The following is a 7,576-nucleotide window of genomic DNA, read 5'->3' as shown; positions in this document are numbered from 1 at the left end:
CCGCGGGCGTCACCACTTTTTTCCCAGCAGATCCTTCAACGCGACATTGTCGAGCATCGCGTCGGCCAGCATCCGCTTGAGCTTGGCGTTCTCGTCTTCCAGGGCCTTCAGCCGCCGCGCCTCCGACACGTCCAGCCCGCCGTACTTGGCCTTCCACTTGTAGAAGGTCGGCGAGCTCAGCCCGTGCTTGCGGCACAGGTCCGCCACCGCCACGCCCGCCTCCTGCTCGCGCAGGATCCCGATGATCTGTTCTTCCGTGAACCGTGATCGCTTCATTCGTCCGTCCCTTTCCTGGGGCGGACTCTAGTTATTTCTGGAGGAGTTTCAGGGGGTCACGTCACGAGCCGCGATTGTTGGCATACTGTCTGTGAACCTAAGGCAGTGCTCGGCCGGCCTTCCGACTGGCGTACACGCCCGTGATCTGATGCCGCCGACCGGTGACGACTGTGCGGATGGGCGCTCCGGATTCGGTAAGCACGAGGGTCGCCGAGGCCGACAGGCATTTCCAGCACAGTGGCTTTTGGCATTCGCAGACGGCCTTGAACAAAGAGTCGTCAAGCGTGGTTCGTCGCTGCGGCGAGGCCGAGCGGTAGCGTCGATGGAAATGATCCATCGTGATCTCCTTCATTTCGATGCGGGTGAAATCAGCCCAAGCGCCAGGGTTCTGCGTCGCAGGGCGCGCAGTTGACTTGTCGGCTCGGTGGGAAGAAGATCAGTCCAATCGCCGCAAACGAGAGGATTGAGCTTCAATCCCGAAACCGAGCCCAGACCATACGGTCTCGGGCTTGTTTTCGTTCTGAGCTAAGTCTCAGATTTTTTATTACTTTTATGGCGGTCGCATCGGCTCACTCCTTCTCGGAGAAGCGGCGCCTTACACTCCGACTCGCTATCAACGGCGAGGGATTCGGCTGCTTCTGCTGAAGCCATTTTCGCAAGTTGCTATAGTGGAGTCCCAAGATTTATTTCTTGGCAACGCCCAGAACGAGACCGATAGGTCTCTGCGACACGCTTGATACCCCATGAGGTATCAAGCGAATACTTAAGCGCTTCAAAGATAAGTCTATTTTTTACTCACCAAGCCCTTAGAGGTCGGCCGCGCAGCAACCCCCGCGGCATCGCGCACGGAGCGCAAACGCCCTGACATTCTGGCGCTTGTTTGGGGTCTTAATGCGTGGAGCAGTCGCTTGGAGAAGCGACGCTCGGAGAACAAGAAGTTTCCGAGCTGGCCACCGTAAGGGCGATAGAAGCCAACGCGCTCTGATCGACGATGTCGTCAGATGAGTCCGCGCTTCTAGGTTTGCTTGCCGCTGGCCCACCACGGGTCATCGCCCAGCAAGCAAAAACGGTAAGCCCGACAGAGAGCCCCAGCGGTATGAGAGTTGCGATCATGGGCGTGCTCGACAGTCTCAGCTCGAGGAGCTTGCGCCAGCGGTTTTCGGAGTCAACACAACATGCGGATAGGCGGGGTAGCTCGCTGAGCGTCGAGCATCTGCGCCACTCTTAGCTGGGATTGCGCCAGTTCTAACTGGTTTCGACAAAAACTGTCGGGCCCATTTAACGCCGACCGGCTAAGTTATTGATTTTGTGAAAATGGCGCAAATCGCCAACTTAGGGATTCCAAGTTAACGCTGGCCCTAAAGGGGGTGTCGACAACTTAAGACTGGCCTTTCGCGGGAAATGAGCCGTGACCGACTCCGATCGCCCACGCATCATCACCACGACGCGGGCGCCGCGTCGACGAGCCTATACTTGGCATTAGTGATCGGCGAGGCATAGATTGAACGTGCAGGAAGTACTGCAGGCGACTAGTCTGGCCGTATGCTTGGAAAGCGCCGTGGTTACCCCTAGCCAAGTCCAATCAACTCGGCTCTCAATCAGTCTAGCCGACAGCCGAACGAGCCCGCACCAGCATTTTCTCTAGGAACGATCGGGCCGCATCGTCCGCGAGGCCAAGGCCCGCATCACAGTCGCGATCGGCCTGGTCCAGAATAGCAGCGATTTCTCGATCCTCGGCCAAAACCGCACGCTCGTGCGCCCGACCAGACGATTCCAGCTTCACCAGACGGGCGTGGCGTTTGGGCATAGGCGATCCTTACACCCAAGGATAACGCGTTCGGGCCCGGTTTGAAACGGGAGAGCGGGTTGAGCATCTGAGACCCGAAAGCGCTATATTATAGCTCGAAGGAGCCGTCATGACGTCCACCAGAAAATCCACGTCCAAGGGCCCAAGCGCGCAAGGTGTGAGGACTAGGGCGCCCGTCGAAGACGGCTTTTATGCACGCAACGTCACCAGTATCGACAATTTCGACCTGACCGATTTGAACTATCTCGCAACTTACCACGCATCGGCCCAAGATCGGATCGGGATCATTAGGGCTGGAATTAAGGCCTCTTTCGCGAAGCGAATAGTGGATGACTTAGATATGCCGGTAGCGCTGACCTGTCAGGCCCTGCATATTCCCACCTCCACGATCAGTCGTAAGTCCAAGACCGATGCGTTCCTTCGATCGGACGAGGCTGAGCGGATCCTTGGCTTGATGAGGCTAGTGGGCCAGATGGAGTCCATGGCCCAAGGCATGGAGGAGGTCGAAGGGTTCGACGCGCGGGCGTGGACGTCCCGTTGGCTCAGAGAACCCGTGCCGGCCCTCGGCGGAGCGACGCCTTTGGATTACATGGACACCATGGAGGGGCAGGCTCTCGTGTCCGACACCCTGGCCCGGATCCAAAGCGGGGCTTATGGGTGAGCCCCATCTCGGGCGCGGCACGTTGATCAGCCACGCCCCTGACACCGGTCGATGGCGTTGACGGCGCGGACCAGGGCCGGCCGCAGGCTCAGAATGCTTGAGGCTGGCACGAGATCGTGCCGCCCGCAAAGCGCCAGCACCGTGGTCAGCACTTCGTCGGAGCAGCGCATCAGGGCCACGAGGTTCTCGCCGCTAGGGCCGTTGCGGCCATCGACCCAGTTGCGCACGGTCCGCTCGTTGGTGCGGGTGATGCGGCCGATTTCCTTAAGCGCCGAAGGGGTTTGGCCCCATTCGATCAGCATGGCCGCGGCGATCGCGTCGCTGAACCGCGGGCCGTCCAGGCCGCTTTCGACGTGAAAAGTTTTTCCGGATTCTGACCGAAAATTTCGGTCGTTCTTGGGAAAAGACATTCCTAAATCCCTCGTCTAACCTCGACGCCATGAGACTTACTGGCCCCTGTCCGACAGCAATCGGCGTTGACGATGATCGTGGCTTCTCCCGCAACAGATGTCGGATCTGACCGCAAAATCATCCGCGCGGCGCAGTACGTGCGCATGTCGACCGAGCACCAGCGCTACAGCACGACCAACCAGGAAGACGCGATCGCCCAGTATGCTGGCCGGCGTGGCTTTGAGATTGTCCGCACCTATGCCGACGAAGGGAAAAGCGGCCTACGCCTCGATGGCCGCCAGGCGCTTCAAAAGCTGATCGCCGATGTTCGTGCAGGCCTCGCCGACTTCGAGGCGATCCTGGTCTACGACGTCAGTCGGTGGGGGCGCTTCCAGGACGCCGACGAGAGCGGCTTCTATGAGTACGTCTGTCGCGAAGCCGGTATCTCTGTCCACTACTGCGCCGAGCAGTTTGAGAACGACGGCAGCCTCAGCTCCACGATCATAAAGAGCATGAAGCGGGCAATGGCTGGTGAGTATAGCCGCGAGCTGTCGGTCAAGGTGTTCAGCGGTCAATGCCGCCTGATCACTCTGGGGTTTCGCCAGGGCGGGCCCGCAGGCTATGGGCTCCGGCGCCAGTTGGTCGACGAACACCGCGCCCCCAAGGCCGAACTCTCCCGTGGCGAACACAAGAGCCTGCAGACCGATCGCGTCATCCTGCGGCCTGGCCCGCCGGATGAGGTCGAGGTCGTTCGCCGCCTCTATCGAATGTTCGTCGTGCAGCGGCGCTCCGAGAGCGAAATCGCCGCGCAGCTCAACGCCGAAGGCGTCCTCACCGACCTGGGCCGGCCGTGGACGCGGGGCGTCGTCCACCAGATCCTGACCAACGAAAAGTACGTCGGCAACAACGTCTATAACCGCGTCTCCTTCAAGCTGAAGGCTAAGCGCGTCACCAACGATCCGGACATGTGGATACGCGCCGACGGCGCCTTCGAAGGGATCGTCGAACCTGACTTCTTCGAGGCGGCGCAGCGGATCATTTTCGATCGCAGCCGGCGGTTCACCGATCAACAACTCCTGGAGCAACTTTCCACGCTGCTCAGCCAACGCGGCTGGCTTTCAGGCCTGGTGATCGACGAGATCGAGGACATGCCGTCCAGCTCGACGTTCCGGCATCGGTTCGGGAGCTTGCTACGGGCCTACCAGCTGGTCGGCTTCTCGCCGGCGCGGGACTATCGGTACATAGAGACCAATCGAGCGTTGCGGGCGCTTCACCCTAATGTCGTCGCTGGCGTCATCGCCGACATTCGGGGCGCGGGCGCCAGCGTCGAGCGCGATCAGCACACCGACCTGCTGCACATCAATGACGAGTTCACCGCGTCGTTGGTGATTGTTCGCTGCCACCAGACGCCGGCCGGCGGCCTCCGATGGAAGGTGCGCTTGGATCAGGGCTTGCGGCCGGACATCACCATCGCCGCCCGCATGGCTTCCGACAACGCCGTGGTCCGCGACTACTACCTGCTGCCTTGGATCGACGTGGGCGCCGCGGCCAACCTCAAGCTGGCCCCGGACAATCATATCGGACTGGACGCCTACCGCTTTGATGACCTCGACGGCTTCGTCGATCTCACGCGGCGCACGGCGTTGCGTGCGGCGTGACCCAGACCCCACCGGAAGTCCGTATGGTGCCGGTCGACGCCATCACCGTCATTAATCCCCGGGTCCGCAATCGCCGGATCTTCCAGGAGCTGGTCACCAGTATTGCCCATCTTGGCCTCAAGAAGCCGATCACAGTCAGCCAGCGCCCCGGCAAGCAGCGCTACGACTTGGTTTGTGGTCAGGGGCGGCTGGAAGCCTTCATGGCCCTTGGCCAACCTGAGATCCCAGCCATCGTCATCGAAGCCAGCGAGGACGATTGCTTCGTGATGAGCCTGGTGGAGAACCTGGCGCGCCGGCAGCATACGCCGCTGGAGCTCGTTCGCTCGATCGGCGCATTGCGCGAGCGCGGCTACAGCTACCAGGAGATCGCCGCCAAGGTCGATTTCAGCCCCGAGTACGTCTACGCGATCTGCTATCTGCTCGAGAACGGCGAGGAAAAGCTGATCAACGCCGTCGAGCGCGGTGTCATCCCCCACACCGTCGCCATGGAGATCGCCAAGGCCAAGGAGGGCGAGGTGCAGCAAGCCCTCGCCAAGGCTTATGAGGAAAAGGCGATCCCGGGCAACCAGGTGTTGGCGATCCGCCAGATTATCGACCAGCGCAACGCCAGCGGCAAAGGTCTGCATCGCCGCACGAGCCCTCATCGATCGAAAGGCCGGGTGACATCCGAGGCATTGATCCGAGCCTACCAGCGAGAGACCGAACGACAGCGCCAGCTGGTCAAGCGCGCCTCGCTGACCCAAAGCCGGTTGATGTTCGTCACCAACGCGCTGAGACGCCTTTTGGACGATGACCACTTCGTCGCCTTGATGAGGGCCGAGGGCGTCGGCTCCGTGCCCAGCGCGCTGGCTGAGCGCATCGGCTACGATCGGGGCTGACCATGGCTGAGGAGGTCAAGATCGCCTTCGAAAAGCAGATTGTGATCTTGTCACTCAACGACATTCTACCTTCGAAAATGCTCCCGCCGGCGGTCAAGGAGTCCGCGAAATACCGTCGCATTGCCTCATCGGTGGCGCAGTTGGGCTTGGTCGAGCCGCTGGTCGTCTCACGACCCAAGGGCGGCGGACCCTATCTGCTCCTCGACGGGCACGTGCGCTTCAGCGCCATGCGCGATCAAGGTTCGAGCCAGGCGCGGTGTCTGATCGCCTCCGATGATGAGGGGTTTACCTACAACAAGCGGGTCAACCGACTGGCGACGATCCAGGAGCACTACATGATCGTCCGCGCGCTTGAGCGTGGCGTCTCCGAGGAAAAGCTGGCCCGGGCATTGAACGTCGATGTCGGCGTGATCCGCGCGCGGCGCCACCTGCTCAATGGCATCAGCGCCGACGTCGCCGAGCTGCTGAAGGACAAGCCGGTCGGCATGCACACCTTCCAAAAGCTGCGGAAAATGAAGCCGATCCGCCAACTCGAAGTCGCCGAGCTGATGGTATCGGCCAACAATTACAGCGCCAACTACGCCAAGGCGCTCCTGGCGACGACCAAGTCTGCAGACCTTCACCATCCCGAGGATCTGAAAAAGGCCACGGGTCTGAACACCGAGCAGATGGCGCGGCTGGAGCGCGAGATGGCCTCCGTCAGCCACGACTATAAAGAGCTCGAAGCCTCCTATGGCGACGACATGCTGCTCCTGGTGATCGCCGCCGGTTTCCTGGAGCGTCTACTTTCAAAGTCCGAGGTCGAGCGGTTCTTGGCTGTTCGGCACGCCGAAATCCTGGAGAATTTCAGATCGATCGTCGCCGCGGCGTCGCTGGACCAGGTCCAGGCCGCAGCATGATCCATAGGATGGGGACCGGGACCCGAAAGCGCCGGGACCGTCGGAGAAGCCGCCGGAGGGGCGGATCAAGGACGGTGGCGGGAATGGCGGCGAACCCGTCCAAGGCCCGCTAGGCCTGCCGCCATAGGGCAGGCCGCCTCCTTTCCGAAATGCGCCAGTTGCCGACATTGGCTTTGACGCGGAATGCGGACATTGGTCGAACGTCCTCGACGAGCGCCAACCGCCCTCCCGTCAAGGTGACCATCATCCTATTCAGATCACCAGATGCAACTTGGTCGAAAACGGTAGGCGAAAACGGCACCACAGGCCTTCCGGTTGGAAGCTCAGTCGGGCCTCGCCTCCCATTTCCCGCGCCAGGGCCTGTTCGATCAAACGTGAGCCGAAGCCGCGACGCGACGGGATCGCCACCTCCGGTCCCCCGGACTCCCGCCAGTCGATGATAACCGTTCCCGCATCGGCGTCGACCGTCCAGTCGACGTCAACGCGACCGTCCGGCGTCGACAGCGCACCGTACTTGACCGCGTTGGTCGCCAGCTCATGAAACGCCATGTTGAGGGTGACGGCGGCGTTGGGTCCCAATCGGACCGCCGGGCCCGACAACGCGACCCGCGCGCCCCGCTCGTTCGGCGCGTACACTTTCAGGGTGCGGTCGACGACATCGGCCAGGGCCGCGCCCTGCCAGGACGCCTCGGTCAACAGCTCGTGGGCCCGGCCCAGCGCGTGAATGCGCTCGATGAAGGTGGCGCTGAAGGCCGCGGGATGCTCGGCGTGCCGCAACGTCTGCAGGGCGATGGATTGCACGCTGGCCAGGGTGTTCTTCGCCCGGTGATCCACCTCGTCGAGAAGCAGTTGCTGGCGCTGTTCAGCGGTCTTGCGGGCGGTGATGTCGAGGGAGACGCCGGCCAGCCGCACGGCGCGTCCATCCTCGAACGCCGCTCGACCCCGCGCCAGAATCCAGGCGATCTGGCCGTCCGATCTGAGCGTGCGGTACTCGACCTCGAGATCCT

General features: G+C 61.8%; 7 protein-coding genes and 1 pseudogene. 4 read left to right on the top strand and 4 right to left on the bottom strand.

The genetic code is table 11. The features are described 5' to 3' along the window. Positions 1 to 15: 15 nt before the first annotated feature. Positions 16 to 276 (bottom strand): annotated as a pseudogene (locus BM066_RS25540) (transposase); the annotation flags it as partial. Positions 277 to 1,879: 1,603 nt separating this feature from the next. Beyond that, positions 1,880 to 2,083, bottom strand: coding sequence for a hypothetical protein (locus tag BM066_RS26250; protein ID WP_029669073.1), 204 nt, complete (start codon positions 2,081 to 2,083; stop codon positions 1,880 to 1,882). Positions 2,084 to 2,192: 109 nt separating this feature from the next. On the opposite strand from BM066_RS26250, the gene BM066_RS27225 reads away from it, so the two are divergent. Further along, entirely contained in the window at positions 2,193 to 2,744 is a 552-nt protein-coding gene (locus BM066_RS27225; protein ID WP_255367726.1) for an MbcA/ParS/Xre antitoxin family protein, read from the top strand. Between the two features lie 26 nt (positions 2,745 to 2,770). Here BM066_RS27225 and BM066_RS25530 read toward each other — a convergent pair whose 3' ends face one another. Next, positions 2,771 to 3,154 carry a hypothetical protein gene (locus tag BM066_RS25530; protein ID WP_029669075.1) on the bottom strand — a complete coding sequence of 128 codons (384 nt, stop codon included), beginning with the start codon at positions 3,152 to 3,154 and terminating at the stop codon, positions 2,771 to 2,773. A gap of 72 nt (positions 3,155 to 3,226) precedes the next feature. On the opposite strand from BM066_RS25530, the gene BM066_RS25525 reads away from it, so the two are divergent. Genes BM066_RS25525 through BM066_RS25515 form a run of 3 tightly spaced genes read left to right on the top strand, consistent with a single transcriptional unit; the run spans position 3,227 to position 6,569 of the window. Beyond that, positions 3,227 to 4,792 carry a recombinase family protein gene (locus tag BM066_RS25525; RefSeq protein ID WP_029669076.1) on the top strand — a complete coding sequence of 522 codons (1,566 nt, stop codon included), beginning with the start codon at positions 3,227 to 3,229 and terminating at the stop codon, positions 4,790 to 4,792. Positions 4,793 to 4,815: 23 nt separating this feature from the next. Further along, entirely contained in the window at positions 4,816 to 5,670 is an 855-nt protein-coding gene (locus BM066_RS25520; RefSeq protein WP_255367725.1) for a plasmid partitioning protein RepB C-terminal domain-containing protein, read from the top strand. Positions 5,671 to 5,672: 2 nt separating this feature from the next. Next, positions 5,673 to 6,569, top strand: a complete 897-nt coding sequence (locus BM066_RS25515; protein WP_029669079.1) for a plasmid partitioning protein RepB C-terminal domain-containing protein — start codon at positions 5,673 to 5,675, stop codon at positions 6,567 to 6,569. Positions 6,570 to 6,821: 252 nt separating this feature from the next. Here BM066_RS25515 and BM066_RS25510 read toward each other — a convergent pair. Continuing rightward, on the bottom strand, positions 6,822 to 7,576 hold a 755-nt coding region (locus BM066_RS25510), incomplete at its 5' end, for an HWE histidine kinase domain-containing protein (protein WP_304441223.1).

The organism is Caulobacter sp. UNC279MFTsu5.1 (genome assembly GCF_900114015.1).
Lineage (GTDB): Bacteria > Pseudomonadota > Alphaproteobacteria > Caulobacterales > Caulobacteraceae > Caulobacter.
This window is presented reverse-complemented; position numbering and strand designations above follow the sequence as displayed.